We start from the raw sequence: 16,990 nt of genomic DNA on the forward strand, positions 1-16,990 counted from the left end.
GGAACTATTGGCCATGGCCGCGATCGAGATGAGCCACATCGTCAAGCGGTACGGCGACGGGTTCCCCGCCGTCAACGACGTCTCGCTGGACATCGCCGACGGGGAGTTCATGATCCTCGTCGGGCCGTCGGGCTGCGGGAAGTCGACGCTGCTGCGGATGATCGTCGGCCTGGAGGACATCACCTCCGGCGACATGGTCATCGGCGGCACGCGCGTCAACGACAAGGCGCCGCGCGACCGGAACCTGTCGATGGTGTTCCAGAACTACGCGCTCTACCCGCACCTGTCGGTCTACGAGAACATCGCCTTCCCGCTGCGGCTGGCGAAGGTCCCCGACGAGGAGGTGCGCCGCAAGGTCGAGGAGTCGGCCAACATCCTCGAGCTGCACGAGCACCTGCAGCGCAAGCCGGCCAACCTCTCCGGCGGGCAGCGCCAGCGCGTGGCCATGGGCCGGGCGATCGTGCGTCAGGCGGACGCGTTCCTCTTCGACGAGCCGCTGTCCAACCTCGACGCCAAGCTCCGTGGCCAGATGCGCGCCGAGATCGCCCGCCTCCAGCGCCGGCTCGGGATCACCACGGTCTACGTCACCCACGACCAGACCGAGGCCATGACCCTCGGCGACCGCGTCTGCGTGCTCAAGAAGGGCATCATCCAGCAGGTCGCGTCCCCCCGGGAGCTCTACGAACAGCCCGCCAACCTGTTCGTGGCCGGGTTCATCGGCTCGCCGCCGATGAACTTCCTGCCCGCGTCGGCGTCGGGCGGGAAGCTCGACACCCCGTTCGGTTCGATCCAGCTCGACGAGACCCGGGCGTCGAAGGTCGGCGACCGGGACCTCGTGCTCGTCGGCGTCCGTCCGGAGATGTTCGAGGACGCGTCGCTGGTCGACGAGGCCCTGCTCGACAAGGGTGCGCGGTTCACCGCGCAGGTCGACGTCACCGAGTGGCTGGGCGACTCGCAGTACGCCTACATCCCGTACGAGTCCTCCCCGGAGGCGGCGGCGAAGCTCAAGGAGCTCGCCCAGGAGCTCGACGGCGACCAGCTGCGCACCCAGGCGATCGTGTCGATCGACTCGACGTCGCGGATCCGCGAGGGCAACGAGGCCGAGTTCTGGTTCGACACCCGCAAGATCCACGTGTTCGACCCGCAGAGCGGCGAGAACCTGACGCGGGACGTCGAGGCGGGCGCCGAGCTCACCCGGCAGGCGAGCGAGGACCGGAAGGCCCAGGTCGAGCGGGCGCGGGCGAAGGCCTCCGCCTGACACCCCGGCCGGGAACGGCCCTCCCGCTCAGCGCGGCGTGAGGGCCCGTTCCCGCCGGGCCGGGACCCGGACCCCGGACAGGAACAGCACCCGGGCGAGCAGGAACACCACGACCGAGATCAGGTCGGCCGCCGTGACGCCGTGCGTGGCGTCGATGACGAACAGGGTCGGTCCCTCGATCGCGTGGTTCAGCGGCAGCCACGCGATCGCCGCCACGACCAGCAGGACGGCGACGACCTGGCGGGCACGTCGGGACCTCATGGCGGTGGGACGCCGGCCACGGCGGGGTCCTGACGGCGGGTCGTGCGGGCTTCACCCGACGGGGTCGCCGCCGTTGATCACGTGCCGGCGCTCAGAGCGTCAGCAGCGGGATCACGCCGGCGGCGATCGCGGCGACACCGACGACGACCCCGGTCGCGGCCAGCCGACGCCGCCGACGCTGGCGGCCGAGACCGAGCGCCGCGGTCCCCGTGCCGAGGACGGCGAGCCCGAGCTCGATCAGCAACGTCACGTGGGAGGCCCCGCGCGCCGCGGCGACGGCGGTGACCAGGGCCGCGACGAGCGCCACCACGGACACGACGAGTCCGACCAGCGCCGGTGCCGCGCCGGTGCCGGGTCCGTCCGGCAACGCGTTCCGCCCGGGGCGGGCGACGAGGTCGGTGACGGCCTCCTCGGCGGGCTCGTCGGTCGGCGTCCCGGTCACGACGACGGGTGCGGTGGGTTCCGCGGGCCGCGACGGCGCCGTGGGCACGGCCGACACCGCGGCCGACACCGCGGACGGGTCCCGACGGGCCACGCCCGGCCGGGACGCCGCGGCCCGGGCCGCCTCGACCCGGGCGAGCGACCGCGCCGGCAGCCCACCCGGCCCCGGGCCGTCGTCGGCGGTGTCGGGCCGGGCCCGGCGGTGTCGCGGCGGCCCGACCAGCGCCGCGGCGGCGAGCACCGGTCCGCCGTCGGTGGCGTCGGGGCTGCGGTGCCGGCCCCTCGTCGGCACCTCGGCGTCCCCGGCCGGCGCACCGCCGCCGGGCCTCGCCACCTGGACGGACACCCGACCCGGATCACGGCGGGTCGGTGGACGCGACATGGGCGAGGACTCCCGGGAGCCGGCGGACGAGGGCGTACGGAAGATCGACCCGGCCGCGCGCCGTGTTACCCGACCGTGACGGAGCGGGGTGCGGCGTCGTCCTGCATCCGGTGCCACGCCATCGCGAGCTGGGTCGCGATCGGGCGGATCACCCGGACGTCGTTCCAGTAGAACGGGTGTGCCAGCGGGGTCCAGCCGAGCCACCACGGGGCGACGTGCACGGTCCGGTCCTCGGCCACCGCGTCGCCGTAGGCGCCGTTGAGGGGACGCAGCGGCGAGGAGATGACGTCGTCGGGGTCCCAGACGTTGACCCACTCGCCGCCCACCCGGGGGTGGCGCTGCGCGAGCGCCGGGTGGGGCACCGTGAGCGGCGTCCCGAAGTCGGGGTGGCGCTGGGCGAACAGCGCCAGCGGCGAGCCGAGCGTGTGGAACCACCCGAGCGTCTCGCCCCGCTCGAGCGGGGTGTCGTCCAGCTCGTCGGCCACCTCCGGGGAGACCCCCGCCGAGCCGGAGGTGTGCAGCCCGCCCGCGACCTGCAGGTCGTAGAAGAAGTTGCTCGCCACCACGGTGCCCAGGGAGTGCGCCAGCACGCACAGCGGGGCATCGGTGCCCGCCTCGCCCGCGAGGTCGTGCAGGCACTGGGCGAGGTGCCGATGGACGCCGTCGTACAGCGTCCGGTCCACCGCGCCCGCCTGGTAGCTGATCGCGTCGCCGAGGTAGTGCACGATCAGCCACCGCAGCGTCGGGAAGTGGAAGTCCGGGGTGCCCGGCAGGCTGCGGACGAGGCCCGACGCGACCAGCCCGAGCAGCGCCCCGACCGAGCCGCGGTCGGCGGCGCCGCCCAGCGAGTCGAGCAGGTCGAACACCCCCTCGGCGCGGGCGCCGCCCATGCGGCGCAGCAGGGTGTCCTGGCGCCGCTCGTACTCCGGGGCCCAGAACGCCGTGTGCAGCGCGAGGGCGTCGTCGGCGTCCACCCCGGCGATGCGGGTGAACTCCTCGCGCAGCAGGGCGATCGAGGTGTCCGCGAAGCGGGAGTCCGCGATCTCGACGCCGTGCACCCACATCACGGCCAGCTTCGTCACGCGTTCTCCTTGGCGAGCTCCGAGTAGGGCGTCCGCAGCCCGTCGCGGACCAATCCCACCAGAGCCTTCCGCTGCCGGACGAAGAGGATGATCGCGAGCACCAGGTACACCCCGGAGAGGATGAGCAGCTCGGTCTCCTGGAGCGGCGCGGGCAGGAAGGCCGCGAGCAGGAACTGGGCGACGAACAGACCGAGGAGCGCCAGGGCGCCCTTCACCGAGATCGACAGGGTGACCAGCAGCGCCACCGCGAACAGCGACTGGGCGGCGGTGAGCAGCAGCTCCTCGCGCTGGTCGACGTCGATCGGCAGGCCGTTGAACGAGCCCGCCGCGATCGCGAAGACCAGCGGCAGCGTGCCCACCAGCAGCGACCACTGGTTGACCTTCGAGGAGACCAGGGTGGCCAGCGCGTCCGTCGTCTTCAGCCGCCACGCGTAGAGGCCCGCGACGAGCAGCTCCGGAGCCTCCGAGGCGAGCGGCGCGAGCCACTGGACGAGGAAGAACTGGCTGATCCCGAGTTCGGTGCCGGTCTCGACGAGGGCGTCGGCGAAGTGCTCGGCGCACGCGATGATGATCGCGGCCGCGAGGACGAACAGCCCGATGTACCAGGTGCGCCGCGGCGTGGTGGTCTTCTCCCCGATCCACGCCGACGGCCCGATGAGGTCCGGGTCCTCGGCGGGGGCCCGCGCGACCCGGATGCTGTAGGCCACGAAGATCCCGACGAGCACCACCAGGTCGACGAACGTGATGCTCACCCGCAGCGGCAGCGTCAGCGAGTAGAGGGTGGCGAGCAGCAGGAACATCAGCGGCACCGAGTCCGTGCGGCTGAGCGTGACGCGGGTGGCGTGACCCTCGCGATGGCTCGTCCCGCCGTCACCGATCGCGCCGTTGCGGCCGGCGGAGGTGCGCAGCCGGATCGCGGCCAGCAGCACGACCAGCGCCCAGCCCACGCCGACGAGGATCCGGTTCGCGCCGGTCATGTTGGCCAGCGCGAGGCCGCAGGGCGACTGCTCGGTGGAGCCCGGTGGCAGGCAGGTCGGGCCGAACTCGGCGTAGGCGTTGCCGCCCTGGATGGTGAAGACGAAGTCGACCGCGTACTCGGGCAGCACCGCGACGAGGGCGAGCAGGGCGATCGCGAGCCCGGCGGAGATGTCGACCTGGGCCGCCTCGGCCGCCCACGAGAGCAGGAAGGCGGCCCCGACGATCGCGAGGCCGTAGAGCAGGGCGTCGACGGGCGGGGTCAGCGACAGCCCCCCGAGACTCATCACGACGCCGGGTACGGCGACGAGGACGGCGCCCCCCACGAGCAGGGGCGAGCTGTTGCGGGCGGCCGACATGTCCGAATCACTACCCGAGTCGGGGCAGGTCCACCCGCCGGGCGCGCCGGAGCCCCCCGGTGTCCGTGCACCCGGCGTGGTCGGGCACCGTGGCGAGGCCTGCACATCAGCTCCCCGATCTGCACGCCGAGGTGATCCGTGCTCGCCCAGGCTCCCGGAATCCCTGCTCCGGACTGCGTCGCCGACGCCGGCTCCTGGTGCGCCCGCGTCTACTCCTGGACCGGAGTGGCGTGGCTCTCCCGCGACGCCGACTCGACGATCTCGGTCCTGGTGTCGGTGGTCCTGATCGTCGCCGTCGCCGCCCTCGTGCGGCTCGTGGTCAACCGCGTCATCACGCACGTCGCGACCGGGGCCGGCGTCCCCGGTCTCCTGTCGTTGCTCCGCCGACGGCGCGGGATGAGCGACGCCGAGCGGATCGAGGCCTTCGGGTCCGCCCGCCGCGCCCAGCGGGCCCGCACGGTCGCGTCCGTGCTGCGCTCGGCCGCGAGCATCCTGATCCTGGGGACCGCCTTCATGATGGTGCTCTCCCGGTTCGGGGTGAACCTCGCGCCGGTCCTGGCGTCGGCCGGGGTGCTCGGCCTCGCGGTCGGCTTCGGGGCGCAGAACCTCGTCAAGGACTTCCTCTCCGGGATCTTCATGCTGCTGGAGGACCAGTACGGGGTCGGTGACCACGTCGACCTCGGCGACGCCGTCGGGACGATCGAGCGGGTCGGGCTGCGGACGACGTCGGTCCGCGACGACGCCGGCGTGGTCTGGTACGTCCGCAACGGCACGATCGAGCGCGTCGGCAACGCGTCGCAGGACCACGCGGTCGCCGTCGTCGACGTGCCGCTGGAGCTCGACGCGGACGTCGAGGAGGCCGGCCGCGTCGCGGCGGAGGCCGCGCGGGAGGCGGTCGGTGCCGGCCTGGCCCACGACGTCCTCGAGCCGCCGCGCGTGCTCGGCGTGCAGTCGGTCACCGAGAGCGGCATGACGCTGCGGCTGACCACGAAGACCCGTCCGAACCGGCAGTGGGCGGTCAAGCGCGCCGTGACCGAGCGCGTCGTCAGCGACCTACGCACCGCCGCCTGACCCAGCCCACCGATGACCCTGCTGTCCGATCGCTCACGTTCCGCCGCCACCGGTGTACGGAACGGACACGGGCGCGGGCATCATCGGGGGGTGACTCGCGCGCGGTCCCGCTCGGCCGGGCGCCGCGCCGCGCCGTCCCGACGGCGGGGACTGCTCCGTCCGTCGCGCCGTCCCGGGTTCCGCCGGTCGGGCGGACTCCTGCTGACGGCGGCCGTCGTCGCGGTGCTCGTCGTCGGCGGACCCCTCCTGCTCGGGCTGCTCGACCCCCGGGTGGAGACCGAGCAGGTCGCCCCGGCCCCGACGCCGGTGGCGGCGCCCGCCCCCGTCCCGACGGTCACGCCGCCCCCGGCCGCGGCCCCCGCCCCGTCACCGGCGCAGGCCGCGGTGGAGGCGGCCGACGCGACCGTGACCCGGCGGGGCGCCGACGTGGGCATCGCCGTCCTGGACCGTGCCACCGGAGCGCTGGCGCTCAACGACGAGGCGGACGAGGCGATGAACTCGGCGTCGCTGTCCAAGCTGCTCACGGTCGTCGACCTGCTCGACCGGGGTGCGGAGGGCCGCGAGACGGTCACCGCCGGGGACCGGCGGCTGATCCGCGCCGCCCTCGGACCGAGCGACGACCCGTCGATGAACGCGCTGTGGAGCCGCTTCGGCGGGCAGTCGGGGATCACCCGGGTCGTGGAGCGGCTCGACCTGCAGGACACGGCCGTCCCGGACGACCCGTCGCAGTGGGGCGAGGTCCAGCTCTCCGCCCGGGACATGACCACGGTGTTCCGGCACGTCCTGGAGACGATGGCACCCGCCGACCGCGACCTGGTGCTCGGCGCCATGTCCGACGCCCCCACCACCGCCTCGGACGGTTTCGACCAGGGTTTCGGCCTGCTGGCCCCCGACCAGCGCGGTGTCGCGGCGAAGCAGGGCTGGCTGTGCTGCCTGCAGAGCTCGATCGACCTGCACAGCGCGGGCGTGCTCGATCCGCAGGGGCGCTTCGTCGTGGCGGTGCTGTCCAACCAGCCGTTCGGCTACGGCGCCGCGCGCGCGGTGATCGACGACGCCGTCGGCGCGCTGCGGGCGGCGCTGGTCTGAGCGGCGTCGGTGTGGCGGCAAAGCGTCGTTGCTGTCGTCCAGTGGCAGGATCGCCGCATCGTCAGGAACGGATCTCGGCCAGGACCGCGTCCGTGAAGGGTGGCCACGCCTCCTTCGCCCAGTCGCCGAAGTCGCGGTCGGTCAGGACCACACTCGCGGCGCGCACGTCCGGGTCGACCCACAGGAACGTGCCCGACTGCCCGAAGTGGCCGAAGGTGGACGGCGAGCTGTCCGCGCCGGTCCAGTGCGGCGACTTGTGGTCGCGCAGCTCGAAGCCCAGGCCCCAGTCGTTCGGCTTCTGGTAGCCGAGCCCGGGCAGCACGCCGGTGAGGCCGGGGAACTGCACCGAGGTCGCGTCGGCGAGGGTCTCGGGCGCGAGCAGGGACGGGGCGAGCAGCTCCCGGGCCAGGAGCACGAGGTCGTCGACCGTCGAGGTGGCGCCGTGGCCGGCCGAGCCCTCGAGCGTCGTCGACGTCATCCCGAGCGGCGCACAGACGGCCTCGTCGAGGTACTCGGGGAACGCGATGCCGGTGCGCTCCGCGATGTGGTCGGCGAGCACCTCGAACCCGGCCGAGGAGTACAGCCGCCGCTTCCCGGGCTCGGCCATCACCTTCTGCTCGTTGAACGCCAGGCCCGAGGTGTGCGCGAGCAGGTGGCGGACGGTGGATCCCTCCGGCCCGGCCGGCTCGTCGAGGGTGATCGCCTCCTCCTCGACGGCGAGCAACGCGGCCACGGCGACCAGGGGCTTGGTCACCGAGGCGAGGCGGAAGGCCCGGTCGGTCGGTCCGTGGGTGGTGGTCCCGTCCGCCGTCACGACCGCCGCTGCCACGTGGTCCACCGGCCAGTCGTCCACCCGCGCGAGGCTGTCCACGGCGGGCCACCCTAGAGGAGCTGATGTCAGCGGTGCGGCCATGCTGACACCGGACGTCACGGACGTCGGCGGTATCAGCGCGGCACGACGAGGAGCAGCGACGTCTCGCCGGCCCGCTCCACCCGCAGCCCCGCGTCGGCGAGCACCGCGAGGACGGCGCCGGTGTCCTTCGGGCGACGGCGGGTCGAGGCGAGCAGCCGGGCGGCGCGCCCCTTGAACGACTTGTTCGCGTGGCTGACCGTGCTCCGCGACCCGTCGGGCGCCTCGGAGACGACGTCCAGCGTGGTGGCGCCGCGGGCGGGCGCGAGGGCCATGTACCCGCCGGATCGCAGGTCGACCACGTGCTCGTCGAGATCGGCCAGCACCGGGCCCAGCACCGGCCGCCACACCGTGCGCAGCCCGCCGTACCCGGGCACGGCGGAGTCGGCGGACAGCCGGTAGGCCGGGATCGGGTCGGTACCCATGACGAGGCCGAACAGCGCCGAGCACACCGCGATCCGCCCACGGGCGCCCGGCGTCAGGGACGGGGCGTCCAGCGCGTCGTAGAGCACCCCGGTGTAGCGCCGCAGCGCCGGGGCCGTCCGGGCGGTCCACAGCGCGGCGTTGCGCTCGATCTCGTCGTCCTGGCGCTCGCTCACGCCGAGGGCGGTCCGCGAGGCGGGGACGTCGTCGGCGAGGGCGACGACGGCGTCGACGAGCTTCGCGCGGGTGTCGGTCAACGACGGGAACGACAGTGCATCCAGGTCGAGCGGCGTCCCGCGGCCGCCGGACGCCTTCGTCTCGGAGGGTGGGAGGACGACGAGCACCCCGGCATGATTCCTCCCCGGGCAGCGGGAGGTGACCGATGGGTGGGGTGGAGCAGCGGTTCGCGGCCGAACTCGCGTGGGCCGACGCCCGCACCACGCGCACGGGACCGCCCACGGCGCGTGAACGGTCCTGGGCCTCCGTGCTGCGCCTGCCGACCGCGGACGGCCCGGTGTGGCTGAAGGTCACGACGCCGCCCACGCGCCCCGAGGTCGGCCTGTACCGACTCCTGGCCGCGACGGTGCCGGACGCGGTCCTCGTCCCCCTGGCCCTCGACGAGGGTCGGGGGCTGCTCCTCCTTCCCGACGGCGGATCGACGCTCGCGGACGGTCCGCGCGAGCGGCTCGCGCCCGATCTCGCGGAGGCGTTCGCGGCGTACGGGCGGCTGCAGCGCGCCATGGCCCCGCACCGGGCGGAGCTGGTCGCGATCGGGCTCCCGGACGCCGCGCCCGCCGCGCTCGACGCGCGCTGCGCCGAGGCGGTGGCCGTGACGGGCCTTCCCGACGCCGAGGCCTGCCGGGCCGCCGTCGCCGGCTGGGCCCGCGTGTTGGCCACCGCGCCGGCTGCGGACCTCGTCAGTGTCGACCACCAGGACCTGCACCCGGGCAACGTGCTCACCTCGGGCCGCTTCTACGACTGGGGCGACGCGGTCGTCGCGCACCCCTTCGCGAGCATGCTCGTCGGGCTCGGCGCCCTGGCCCGGACACTCGGGGTCGATCCGGACGACCGCGCGGTGCGCCGGGTACGGGACGCCTACCTGGACGTGTTCGCCGACCTGGCCCCGCACGCCGAGCTGGTCGCGACCTGCACGCTGGCGTGCCGGGCCGCCGTCGTCGCCCGCGCGTTGGTCTGGCACCGCGCGGTCGGCGGGGAGGGGCCCTACGCCGACGCGGCCCGCGAGACCCTGGCGACGTACTCGGCGCCGTCGCCCTTCGCAGGCGCCTGAGAGGGGTTCCGTACCCTCCTCCGGGTGGATTCCCCTGCCCGGTGGCAGCCGTCGCGCGCCGGGATCCTGAACGTCTACCAGTACCAGGACGAGGTGCTGGACTTCGGCGGCGGCCGTCTGCTGCTGCGCGGGGTGAACGGCTCGGGCAAGTCGACGGCGATGAACATGCTGCTGCCGTTCCTGCTCGAGGCCGACGTGCGCAAGATCGACGCGGCCGGGGAGCAGCGCGGGGTGCTCCGCTCCTGGATGCTCTCGGACAACGAGGACACCCAGCGGACCGGCTACCTGTGGATCGAGTTCGTGCGGGCCGGGGAGTACCGCACGGTCGGCTGCGGGATCCGCGCCAACCGGTCGACCGACCGCGTCACCACCTGGTGGTTCTCCACCGACCGGCGGGCGAGGCTGGACTTCCGGCTCACCGAGGCCGACGTGCCGTTCTCGGCGGACGCGCTGCGCTCCGAGCTCGGCACCCGAGGGCAGGTGTTCACCTCCACCGCCGAGTACCGCGCCGAGGTCGCCCGCCGGTTCTTCGGCGGCACCGACCCGACGGCGTACTTCCGGCTGCTCCACCAGGTCCGCAACCCGCGCGTCGGTGACCGTATCGACACCGACCTGCCCCGCACCCTGCGCGAGGCCCTGCCCCCGGTGCCCGAGGACGCGGTCAACGACGCCGCGCAGCCCCTCGAGGACCTCGAGGACCACCGGCGCAACGTCACCGACCTGGCCACGACCGCTGAGGCGCTCGACGGGGTCGTGGAGGTCTACACCGACTACGCGCGCCGCGTGCTGATGACCGCGGTCGAGGGCGCCGCGGCCGCGGTCGACGCGGCCCGGACCGCGACCCGGCGCGTGGAGCGCGAGCGGAACGCCGCGCAGCGGGCCACGACCGCCCGCGACGAGGCCGTCCGCGTCGTCGGCGAGCTGACCGACGAGCACGCCCGCGCCACCTCCGAGCGGCAGGGCCTGGTGAGCCTGCCGGAGTACTCCGCGCACGCCGACCTCGTCCGCCGTCGCGACGAGCTGTCCCGCGCCGACGAGGCGGCGGGCACCCTGGACGGCGTCCGCGGCCGCGCGCTCGCGCGGGTCACCACGGCCGCCGGGAGCGCCGCCGGGGCGAAGGGGCAGGTGGAATCGGACCTCGCCGGGGTCGCGGAGCACCTGCGTGAGGTGGCGACGGCGGCCCGGGCGGCCTCCGCGCCGGTCCGGCTCCCCGACCCGCCGGCGCTCGTCACCGAACCCCGCGACGACGCCGCGAGCGGGACCTCGCTGGACGTCCCGGAGGACGGCGGCACCGAGCCCGCCGAGGACCTCCCCGCCGCGCTCGTCGGGGTGGCCGACGGGCTGCGTACGCACCGCACGACCATCCGCGACCTGCGTGAACGCGCCGGCGCGGCCGATCGCGAGACCGCCTCCGCCGCCCGCGCCGAGGACGAGGCGGCCGAGGCGGGCGAGCGCGCGGCCGAGGCCGCCGAGCAGGCCGACGTCGCCCGCCGGGCCGCGCGGGTGGCGGCCGACGAGCACACCGAGGCCGTTGCGGCCTGGCAGGAGCGGTTCCGGGCGCACCTCGCAGCGGTCCCCGCGGCCGAGCCGGGCGGCACCGCCGGCTGGCTGCCGGCCCCGGCCCGCGAGGCCGAGGGCGAGCCGGTCGACGACCTCCGGGCCCGCGCCGAGGCCCTCGTCGGCGCCGCCCGGCGTGCGGCCGACGACGCCTCCGGCGCACTGTCCGCGGCGCGGGCCCGCGCGACCGGCCGGGTCGGCGAGGTCGACGACGAGCTCGCCGCGCTACGCGCCGAGCACGCCCGGGTCGAGGCCGCCGGGGAACTGCCGCTGCCCCGTGAGCCGTGGCGGACGGATGCAGGCGTCGACGACGCCGTGCTGTTCGCGTCGCTGGTCGACTTCGCCGACGACCTCGACGACGCCGCCCGCGCGGGCCTCGAGGCGGCCCTGGAGGCCTCGGGTCTGCTCGCCGCCCGGGTCGACCCGGACGGGCAGCTGCGCGGGGAGGGTGGCGAGCTGCTCGTGACGGCGGGTCATCCCGTCGGCCCGGGACCCCGGCTGGTGCCCGTCGACACCGGCACGGTGCCCGTGGAGGTCGTGGCGGGCGTGCTCGGGGCCCTCGGGACGGCGCCGGGCGCGGCGCTGTGGGTCGGCGAGGACGGGTCGTTCGGGGCGGGCCCGCTGCGCGGCCGGCACACGAAGCCCGCCGCGGAGTACGTCGGCGCCGGAGCGCGCGAACAGGCCCGCGCCCGGCGGCTCGCCGAGCTGGCGGCGCAGGTGGACGACGCCGAGTCGCGCCTCGCGGCCGCCCGGGGGGTCGCTGAGGCCCTCGACGAGCACGCCGAGACCCTCCGGCGCCTGGTCCGCGAGCTGCCCGGCACCCGCACCGTGGACGACGCGGTGGTCGCCGCGACCGGCGCCGACCGCTACGCGCAGGAGGCCCGCGGCCGCGCCGCGGAGCGGACCGCGGCGGCCGCCGAGGCACGCCGTCGGGCGGACGATGCCGTCGCCCGGCTGCAGCAGGAGGCCGCGGAGACCGGCCTGCCCACCGACCCCGAGCGGCTCGAGGGCCTGCTCGAGGCGATCACGGACGCCGAACGGGCCCTGGCGGCCGTGGAGGCGGCCGGGGAGCGGGTGCGGCGCAGCACCCGGTCGTGGCGCGAGGCGATCACGGCGTGGGAGCGCGAGGTCACGGACCTGGGCGCGGCCGTGGCGGACCACCGCGCCGCCGCCGGCCACGCGGCGTCGGTGCGCACGGAGCTCGAGACCGCCGAGTCGGCCCTGGGCGAGGAACCGGCCAAGGTCGCGGCCCGGGTCACCGAGCTCGACGGGCACCTGCGGGAGACCGCGGGCCGGGTGGACGCGGCCCGCGAGGAGCAGACGACCGCGACGGTCGCCGTGCGGGAGGCGGAGCTGCGCGTGGAGTCCGCCCGCGAGACGCTCGCCGAGCGCGAGAAGGCCGCCGTCGGCGCGCGCGCCCGGCTGGTCGATGCGCTCGAGGTACCGGGGCTGCTGGCGGCGGCGGAGCGCGAGCCTGCTGCCGGTGGCGACCCCGCTCCTTCTGCACGAACGGGCCGTTCGTCACCTTCTTCCGTGACGAACGGCCCGTTCGTGCCGGAGGGCGGGGACGGCGAGAGCGCGGACAGCGCAGCCGACTGGTCCGAGGAGCCGATGCCGGTCACACCGGACACGGTCGAGGGTGCCGCGGAGCTGGTCGACGCCCTGCGCGAGCGGCTGCCCGCGCCGCGGCGTCAGGTCACCGAGGACGCGCTGGAGAAGGCGCTGCGCGAGACGCGCGACCGGCTGGCGTCGGGCTGGGACATCGAGTCCCGGCGCGGCCGGGACGGTGCCGACGGCACCCCGCTCGCCGTGCACGTCACCGGCCCGACGCGTGCGGTGCTCGCGCAGATGGTGCACCGGGTCGCGGTCCAGCGGCGGCGGGCGACGAGCCTGCTCTCGGCGCAACAGGACCAGGCGCTGCGCAACCTGCTGCACGGCCGCATCGCCCGCGAGGTCGCGGACGCACTGTTCGCGGCCGGTGAGCTGGTCGAGCGGATGAACCGGATCCTGCGCGGGGTCACGTCCAGCCAGGGGATCGGCGTCCGGCTCCAGTGGCGCCCGCGGGGCGATCTCGAGTCGGAGACGGCGACGGCTCTCGAGCTGCTCGGCAAGCACCCCGACCTCCGGTCCCCCGAGGAGGACGACCAGGTCCGCGAGGCGGTGAAGACCCTCGTCGAGCAGGCCCGCGCGGCCGACCCGGAGGCGTCCTACCGCACCGTCATCTCCGACGTCCTGGACTACCGGACCTGGCACGAGATGCGCATCTACCTGCGCCGTCCGGGGCGCAACGACGAGCTGCTGACGCGGCGCACGACGCTGTCCGAGGGCGAGAAGAAGCTGGTCACGGTGCTGCCGATGGCCAGCGCGGCCGCCGCGAGCGCCGCCGCCCACGACCCGCACGCGGTCGGTGCGCCGCGCCTGGTGCTGCTCGACGACGCGTTCGCGAAGGTCTCCGAGGACAACCACGCGAAGCTGTTCGGGCTCCTCGTGGACCTGGACGTGGACTTCGTCGTCACCTCCGAGCGGCTCTGGGGCACGCACCCCAACGTCCCCGAGCTCGCGATCACCGAGGTGCTGCGCGACCCGGAGCTGCGCGCGATCGCGCTGGTGCACTACCGCTGGAACGGCCACGAGCTGTCCGTGGGGGCCTGACGTGGGCACCACGATCCGGCCGGTCGTCTTCTCCTACGTCACCGAGTCGCCGGAGTACCGGTGGATCCTGGCCGTCTTCGCGGGCACGTTCTTCGCGGAGCTGACGCCGGGGGAGGTCGCCGCGCGGCTGGCCGAGGCCGGGCACGAGCTGGACGAGGCCACCGTCAAGATCCGCCTCGACCAGCTGCGGACGTGGGGCAACCTCGAGGTTTCCGCGTCGGTCGGGCAGGTCGGCACGGTCGAGGACTACTACCGCCGTCGGGACCGCTACCTGATCACGCGGGTCGGCCAGGAGGTGCACGACCTCGTCGAGGGGGTCCTCGCGCAGGTCGACGACGTCCGGGACGTCTCGCTGGGCCGCCTCGAGCAGCTCCGCGCCGCGCTGGATACGCTGTCCGGGCTGGACGCCGCGACCGCCCCGCCGGACCGGCTCGCCGAGGCCGTCCGTGCGGTGTTCGACCCGCACGTCGCGTTCTCGGCCGAGATCACCCAGTTCTTCGCGGCGATCAACCAGTGGCAGTCGCGGTTCGACCTCGACGAGGACGAGTTCGCGTTCTTCTCCGAGGTGCTGATCGGCTACGTCGGCGAGCGGCTGGAGACGCTGCGGCGGTCCGCGCGCCCGATCGCGGGCCTGCTCGTCGAGCTCGGACCCGTCGTCGGGACGATCGTGGACCGGGCGGCCGACGGCCTGGCCGCCCGCGTCGCCGCGGCCGGCCTGTCGGCGGTGCGGGTCCGGCGGGAGCCCGGTGGGGCGACCGCGGACTGGGACAACCTCGCCTCGTGGTTCGTGTCCACCCCGGGCCGCCCGAGCCGGGTCCAGACGCTGGAACGGGACGCGGTCGACGCCGTCCGGACCCTCACCCAGAACCTGACCCGCCTCTCCCGCACCGGGACGGCGGGATCGTCGCGGCGGGTGGACTTCCTGCGGCTCGCGGGGTTCTTCGCGCACGCCCCCGCGCCGCGCGCGCACGAGCTGGCCGCCGCCGCGTTCGGGCTCTACGGCGCCCGGCACCTCGGTGTCGCCGGCGGCGACGACACCGATCCCGTCGACCCCACCGTGTCGTGGTGGGACGCGCCGGTCGCGACGGTGCCGGTGTCGCTGCGCGAGCGCGGCGACACGACCAGCCGTGGCCGGACCTCCCGCGTGCAGGACCGCACCCAGGAGCGTCGGCACCTGCTGGCCCGCAAGGCCGAGGTCGAGAAGCGGGCCGCCGCGGCGCGGGCGGAGCTGCTCGAGAGCGGTGCGGACGGGTTCGCCGCCCGCCTCTCCGAACCGGCGCTGCGCGAGCTGCAGCGGGTGCTCACCCGCGCGGTGGCGGACCTGGGCCCGGACTCGTCGTCGGGAAGCATCGTCCTCGACGGCGTGCGCTGCGAGGTCCGGCGGGAGCCGGGGACGACGACGTCCGTGCCGACCCACGCGGGCGCGCTGCGGGTGGAGGGTCTGGTGCTGACGGTCGAGGCGGCGCCGTGAGCGCATCCGGGGTGAACGAACGGCACTCTCGCGCGCCTGGAGGTTGCGAGAGTGCCGTTCGCTCCGGACGAGGCAGTGCCCCGTGAGCGCGCCGGCCACCGACCCGCAGCGCGACGGCGAGCTCGTCGCGGCGACGCGGGCCCTGCTCGCGCGGCCGTGGCGCACCGCGGAGACCGACCCGGACCTCGTCGCCCTGATCCGGCGGCACGCCGACGCCCTCGACGCGTGGTTCACGCAGGAGCTGAACTACCGGCTCGTCGTCACCGCGGACACCGTGCGGCTGGTGAAGACGGGGCACGTCCCGGCGGACCGCCCGCTGCGCACGGTGTCCGCCTCGCCGCGGCCGTTCACCTCGGCCGAGTACACCGCGTTGGCGCTGGTCCTGGCGGCGACGACGTCGGGTCCGGACCGCACCAGCCTGCGCGACCTGGTCAACGCGGTGCACTCCGCGGCAGCGGAGGCGGGGGTCGTGCTCGACACCGACGCCGCGTCGCGGCGGGCCCTGGTGACGGCGCTGCGCTGGCTGATCGCGCAGGGGATGATCCGCGAGCTCGACCGCGGGGTCGCGGTCTACGAGCACGACGCGGACGCGGATGCGCTGCTCGAGGTGCGTCAGGACCGGATGGCGCTGCTCCCGACGGGGGCCGTCGTGGGCGCGGAGACGCCGGACGAGCTCGTCGACCGGGCGCGGGAGCGGGGCTCGGCGGCCACGGCGGCGCGGCGGCGGCTGGTCGAGGACCCGGTCGTGCTGGCGTCGGACCTGGACACCGCGCGGTTCGCCGAGCTGCGTCGCCGCGCCGGGGACGAGGGCCGCCGGATCGAGGCGCGCACCGGTCTCGTGCTCGAGGCGCGCGCGGAGGGGCTCGCGGCGCTCGACGTCGACGGTGGGTGCTCCGACGTCGCGTTCCCGACCGGCGGCACCGTCCCGCACGCGGCGTTGCTGCTGGTCAGCGAGCTGGTGTACCAGTTCCGGCCCGCCGAGGACCCGGAGCCGATCCCCTGGGCCTCCGTGCGCGAGGTCCTCGACGAGCTGGTCGCCGAGCACGGCCGGTACTGGTCGAAGGCCGCGCTCGCCGATCGCGACCGGTTCGCCGCCGACGTGCTCGCCCTGCTGGTGTCGATGCGCCTGGTCGGGGTGGCCGACGACGGCGCCGTCCGGGTGCTGCCGCCGGCCGCGCGGTACACGCCGGACGTCATAGTCGTCGAGGGCGAGGACGTCGAGGAGCAGCCGACGCTGCTGTAGCCGTCGCCCTGGTGTCAGCAGTGCGGCCATGCTGACACCGGACGTCACACATGCCGCCATGATCACGGCGCCCGGTGGCACACCGCCTCCAGGTTCACGCCCTCCGGGTCGCGGACGAACGCGCCGTAGTAGTCCGGGTGGTACTCCGGGCACACGCCCGGCTCGCGCAGCACCGTGGCCCCGGCGGCGAGCGCGGCCGCGAAGAACGCGTCGACCACGTCGCGGTCCGGGGCCGTGAACGCCACGTGGGTGTCGCTGTCGTGGTGCACCTCCCGCCCGGCGTCGATCACCCAGAAGAAGGGCTTCGCGTCGACGCCGAACGCGTGCATCGCCTTCTGCCCCGACGCCGGGTCGGGCAGGACGTGCAGGAGGCTCGTGATCCCGAGCGGTGCGAGCGCGGCGGTGTGGAACGCGATCGCGCGGTCGAGGTCGGCGACGGGCAGGTTCAGGTGGTCGATCGACGATCCTTCGAGGCTGGTCATGTCCGCACGATGGCAGCAGGAGCGGCCGCCGGATGGCCGCTTGTCCGGC

14 protein-coding genes are annotated in these 16,990 nt (G+C 75.1%); 7 read left to right on the forward strand and 7 right to left on the reverse strand.

Features of this window, described 5'->3' with window-relative positions; translation table 11 throughout:
- Positions 1–13: 13 nt before the first annotated feature.
- The gene (locus tag QRT03_RS03165; RefSeq protein ID WP_286051026.1) at positions 14–1,258 is read left to right on the forward strand and encodes an ABC transporter ATP-binding protein; all 1,245 of its coding nucleotides are present in this window, start codon (positions 14–16) and stop codon (positions 1,256–1,258) included.
- A 27-nt stretch (positions 1,259–1,285) separates the two neighbouring features.
- Here the strand turns inward: QRT03_RS03165 and QRT03_RS03170 are convergent, their stop codons facing one another.
- The 4 genes from QRT03_RS03170 to QRT03_RS03185 form a co-directional block, all read right to left on the reverse strand.
- Entirely contained in the window at positions 1,286–1,519 is a 234-nt protein-coding gene (locus tag QRT03_RS03170) for a hypothetical protein (protein WP_286051027.1), read from the reverse strand.
- Positions 1,520–1,610: 91 nt separating this feature from the next.
- Positions 1,611–2,252 (reverse strand): hypothetical protein, encoded by a 642-nt coding sequence (locus tag QRT03_RS03175; protein WP_286051028.1) that lies wholly within the window; start codon positions 2,250–2,252, stop codon positions 1,611–1,613.
- Positions 2,253–2,407: 155 nt separating this feature from the next.
- Entirely contained in the window at positions 2,408–3,424 is a 1,017-nt protein-coding gene (locus QRT03_RS03180; protein WP_286051029.1) for a hypothetical protein, read from the reverse strand.
- Entirely contained in the window at positions 3,421–4,758 is a 1,338-nt protein-coding gene (locus QRT03_RS03185) for a sodium/calcium exchanger protein (protein ID WP_286051030.1), read from the reverse strand. Before QRT03_RS03185 ends, QRT03_RS03180 begins: the two co-directional genes overlap by 4 nt.
- Positions 4,759–4,896: 138 nt before the next feature.
- Here QRT03_RS03185 and QRT03_RS03190 point away from each other — a divergent pair, with 138 nt between their 5' ends.
- Both QRT03_RS03190 and QRT03_RS03195 read left to right on the forward strand, forming a co-directional pair.
- Positions 4,897–5,829, forward strand: a complete 933-nt coding sequence (locus tag QRT03_RS03190; protein ID WP_286051031.1) for a mechanosensitive ion channel family protein — start codon at positions 4,897–4,899, stop codon at positions 5,827–5,829.
- A 90-nt stretch (positions 5,830–5,919) separates the two neighbouring features.
- Positions 5,920–6,915, forward strand: coding sequence for a serine hydrolase (locus tag QRT03_RS03195; RefSeq protein WP_286051032.1), 996 nt, complete (start codon positions 5,920–5,922; stop codon positions 6,913–6,915).
- A 61-nt stretch (positions 6,916–6,976) separates the two neighbouring features.
- Here QRT03_RS03195 and QRT03_RS03200 read toward each other — a convergent pair whose 3' ends face one another.
- Positions 6,977–7,786 carry a serine hydrolase domain-containing protein gene (locus QRT03_RS03200; RefSeq protein WP_286051033.1) on the reverse strand — a complete coding sequence of 270 codons (810 nt, stop codon included), beginning with the start codon at positions 7,784–7,786 and terminating at the stop codon, positions 6,977–6,979.
- Positions 7,787–7,860: 74 nt separating this feature from the next.
- Positions 7,861–8,592 (reverse strand): YaaA family protein, encoded by a 732-nt coding sequence (locus QRT03_RS03205; RefSeq protein ID WP_286051034.1) that lies wholly within the window; start codon positions 8,590–8,592, stop codon positions 7,861–7,863.
- A 38-nt stretch (positions 8,593–8,630) separates the two neighbouring features.
- Between QRT03_RS03205 and QRT03_RS03210 the strand changes: the two genes are divergently transcribed.
- From QRT03_RS03210 to QRT03_RS03225, 4 genes are all read left to right on the forward strand, one after another.
- The gene (locus QRT03_RS03210) at positions 8,631–9,536 is read left to right on the forward strand and encodes a phosphotransferase (RefSeq protein WP_286051035.1); all 906 of its coding nucleotides are present in this window, start codon (positions 8,631–8,633) and stop codon (positions 9,534–9,536) included.
- A gap of 24 nt (positions 9,537–9,560) precedes the next feature.
- The gene (locus QRT03_RS03215; RefSeq protein WP_286051036.1) at positions 9,561–13,745 is read left to right on the forward strand and encodes an SbcC/MukB-like Walker B domain-containing protein; all 4,185 of its coding nucleotides are present in this window, start codon (positions 9,561–9,563) and stop codon (positions 13,743–13,745) included.
- 1 nt (position 13,746) lies between these two features.
- A complete protein-coding gene (locus QRT03_RS03220) occupies positions 13,747–15,216 on the forward strand; it encodes a TIGR02677 family protein (protein ID WP_286051037.1) in 1,470 nt (489 codons plus the stop codon).
- 82 nt (positions 15,217–15,298) lie between these two features.
- Positions 15,299–16,459 carry a TIGR02678 family protein gene (locus tag QRT03_RS03225; protein WP_286051038.1) on the forward strand — a complete coding sequence of 387 codons (1,161 nt, stop codon included), beginning with the start codon at positions 15,299–15,301 and terminating at the stop codon, positions 16,457–16,459.
- 62 nt (positions 16,460–16,521) lie between these two features.
- Here the strand turns inward: QRT03_RS03225 and QRT03_RS03230 are convergent, their stop codons facing one another.
- On the reverse strand, positions 16,522–16,941 hold the full coding sequence (locus tag QRT03_RS03230; protein WP_286051039.1) for a VOC family protein: 420 nt from the start codon (positions 16,939–16,941) through the stop codon (positions 16,522–16,524).
- Positions 16,942–16,990: the final 49 nt, after the last annotated feature.

Origin of the sequence: Actinomycetospora termitidis, assembly GCF_030286555.1 — a bacterium.
GTDB classification, from domain to species: domain Bacteria; phylum Actinomycetota; class Actinomycetes; order Mycobacteriales; family Pseudonocardiaceae; genus Actinomycetospora; species Actinomycetospora termitidis.

Excerpts from the sequence above, each read along its gene's own strand:
- QRT03_RS03165 (WP_286051026.1), top strand. The coding sequence starts at position 14 with ATGGCCGCGATCGAGATGAGCCACATCGTCAAGCGGTACGGCGACGGG.
- QRT03_RS03170 (WP_286051027.1), bottom strand. The coding sequence starts at position 1,519 with ATGAGGTCCCGACGTGCCCGCCAGGTCGTCGCCGTCCTGCTGGTCGTG.
- QRT03_RS03185 (WP_286051030.1), bottom strand. The coding sequence starts at position 4,758 with ATGTCGGCCGCCCGCAACAGCTCGCCCCTGCTCGTGGGGGGCGCCGTC.
- QRT03_RS03210 (WP_286051035.1), top strand. The coding sequence starts at position 8,631 with ATGGGTGGGGTGGAGCAGCGGTTCGCGGCCGAACTCGCGTGGGCCGAC.
- QRT03_RS03230 (WP_286051039.1), bottom strand. The coding sequence starts at position 16,941 with ATGACCAGCCTCGAAGGATCGTCGATCGACCACCTGAACCTGCCCGTC.